Raw genomic sequence first — 2,650 nt, 5'->3', positions numbered from 1 at the left:
GCTCCCACAAGGGTTTTGTGTGCGGACTGATTATCCCAACAACTGGCTCAACACCGCCCGCAACTTGCCCGGCTTGACCGGTTTATTGAGCAGCGGCGCGTTCAGCTTGCGCAAGGCTCGGCGGCACTGGTCGCTGCGGTCGGCAGTGATGATCACCGCGGGGATCGCTTGCTGGAAATGTTCGCGCAGGTGCTTGACCACCTCGCAGCCAACCACCCCATGGTCGAGGTGAAAATCCGCCAGGATCAGCTCCGGTACGCGGCCTTGCAGCACATCGAAGGCGCCCGCTTCGTCGGTGGCGGTCAGCACTTCGCACCCCCACTGCGCGAGCAGTGCCGCCATGCTCTGCAAAATGCTCAGCTCATTGTCGATGACCAGTAACCGGCGCCCGGGCAACGGGTTCCCGGCGACGGCCTGCGCAGGCGCCTGAGTCAGGGGCAGTGGCTTTTCGGCAGACAATGGCACCTCGATGCTGAACACCGAGCCGCGTCCCGGTCGCGAACGCACCCGCACCCGGTAGCCGAGGATATGAGCGATACGCTCGACGATCGCCAGCCCCAGGCCGACGCCCTTGCGGTCCGCCGCGCGGCCGACGTCCAGCTGGTTGAATTCGAGGAAAATCGATTCCAGGCAATCGGCGGCAATGCCCCTGCCCGTGTCCCAGACCTCCAGACTCAAGCGCCCTCCCCGGCGCCGCGCCGCCAGGAGGATGCCGCCCTGGTCGGTGTAGCGACAGGCGTTGCTCAGCAGATTGCGCAGGATGCGGGTCAGCAGTCGCAGGTCAGTCAGGACCGCTTCGTCGGCGAACCGCACGCGCAATTCCAGGCCCGCGGCGCCGGCCACCGATTGGAATTCCGATACCAGCGGCGCGAGCAGCTCATCCAGCCGATACGGCGCCGGGTCGGGTTTGACGGCGGCCTGGTCGAGCCGGGAAATATCCAGCAGGTCGGTGAGTAGGTCCTCGGCGCCCTCGAGCGCCTGGTGCGTGCGTTCCACCAGCAAATGCTCGGCGGCAGGCATCTGGCGTTCACGCAGTGTAGCAATCAGCAACCGCGCGGCGTTGAGCGGCTGCAGCAAATCGTGGCTGGCGGCGGCCAGGTATTTGTCCTTGCTGCGGTTGGCGGCCTGGGCGGCGTCCCGGGCATCGCGCAGTTGTTGCTCGACCAACTCGCGTTGGGTGATCTGCTGTTGCAGGTTGTGGTTGGCCTCCAGTAGCGCATCGGTGCGCTCGGCCACCCGTTGCTCCAGTTGGTCGTTGAGTTGCTGCAGGTGCTGGCGGGCCTGTTCCAGCTCGGCGAGACGCGCCGCCAGCTCCGGGTAATGGCTCTTGCGCGTCGAATGATTGCCCAGTCCCAGCAGCCCGGCGAGGGCCTTTTGCTGTTCGTCAGAGGGCTTCGCCATAGACGACCTCGACATCCCGCTGGCTCGACTCCCGTGGATTGGTGAGGATGCACGGGTCATGCATGGCGTGTTGCGACAGGAACGGAATATCCGAGGTACTCACCCCATGCAAGCCGAGGGTCTCGTGGAAACCGATGGTGTGCTTGAGGGCGATCAGGTGTTCCACCAGCCGCGTGCGGATCTGTCGATGGTTGAGCCCGCGACAATCGATGCCCAGGGTTTCGGCAATCACCTTGAAACGCTCCGGCGCCGAGTTGTAATTGAACGCCACCACATGCTCCACCAGCACCGCGTTGCACAAGCCATGGGGCAGGTCGAGGAAGCCACCGAGGCTGTGGGACATGGCATGCACCGCGCCGAGGATCGCGTTGGAAAACGCCAGCCCGGCCTGCATGCTGCCGAGCATGATTTTCTCGCGCAGGGCGACGTCGGCCGGGTTGGCAATCATCTGTACCAGGTGGGTGTTGATCAGGCGCATCGCCTCCAGCGCATGAGGATCGGTCAACGGCCCGTGGCCGGTTGAGACGAACGCCTCGATGGCATGCACCAGCGCGTCGATACCGGTACAGGCCGAGAGGAACGGGTCCATGCTCAGGGTCGTCTCCGGATCGATCAACGACACATCCGGCACCGCCGCCTTGCTGACGATGGAAAACTTCATGCGCTCCTGCTGGTTCGAGATGATCACGAACTGCGACACATCGGCCGAGGTACCGGCCGTGGTCGGGATCAGGATCAGCGGCGGGCTGGGTACTTGCAGGGTGTCGACGCCTTCGAATTCGAGGATGCTGCGACCGTGGGCGACGACGATGCCAATCGCTTTGCCGCAGTCCATCGGGCTGCCACCACCGACCGCGACGATCACGTCACAGTGGTTTTCACGGTACGTCTCGGCGCCGAGCATGACTTCCTCGACCCGTGGGTTGGGCGAAACGTCGCTGTAGATGCAGTAATCGATGTCCAAGGCTTGCAGGCTGGTTTCGACATCACCGACCCAACCGGCGGCGATGACCCCGGGGTCGGTGACCACCAGCACCTTGCGGGCGCCGAAGGTCTTGGCGTAGTTGCCGACATTGTGCCGGCAGCCGGCACCGAACATGATTTCAGGAGAAACGAACTTGCGCAGCGGGCTGAGGCTCATTTTTTCAGGGGGGCTCATCGGTAAGCCTGTTGTTATTGTCGTGGGATACCTTGAGCCTAAAGCATCGCGCCGTGAATGCAATCCGACCAATGGGTAGCCCGGCCCGAA

The 2,650-nt window shown here is 63.8% G+C and carries 2 protein-coding genes; both read right to left on the bottom strand.

Annotated features, from left to right (window positions below):
• Positions 1 to 30 precede the first annotated feature (30 nt).
• Positions 31 to 1,401, bottom strand: coding sequence for an ATP-binding response regulator (locus tag ACE04F_RS06435; RefSeq protein ID WP_486105483.1), 1,371 nt, complete (start codon positions 1,399 to 1,401; stop codon positions 31 to 33).
• The gene (gene ercA / locus ACE04F_RS06430) at positions 1,385 to 2,542 is read right to left on the bottom strand and encodes an alcohol dehydrogenase-like regulatory protein ErcA (protein WP_486105525.1); all 1,158 of its coding nucleotides are present in this window, start codon (positions 2,540 to 2,542) and stop codon (positions 1,385 to 1,387) included. The genes ACE04F_RS06435 and ercA overlap by 17 nt, the downstream gene beginning before the upstream one ends.
• Between the last annotated feature and the right edge of the window lie 108 nt (positions 2,543 to 2,650).

The sequence above is a fragment of the Pseudomonas sp. AGC41 genome, from assembly GCF_057334555.1.
Note: the sequence above shows the minus strand (reverse complement) of the source record. Positions and strands in the feature narration are given on the sequence as shown.

What these genes read in the sequence shown, in the direction of transcription:
- ACE04F_RS06435 (WP_486105483.1), bottom strand. Translation starts at nt 1,401, where the DNA reads ATGGCGAAGCCCTCTGACGAACAGCAAAAGGCCCTCGCCGGGCTGCTG.
- ercA (WP_486105525.1), bottom strand. Translation starts at nt 2,542, where the DNA reads ATGAGCCTCAGCCCGCTGCGCAAGTTCGTTTCTCCTGAAATCATGTTC.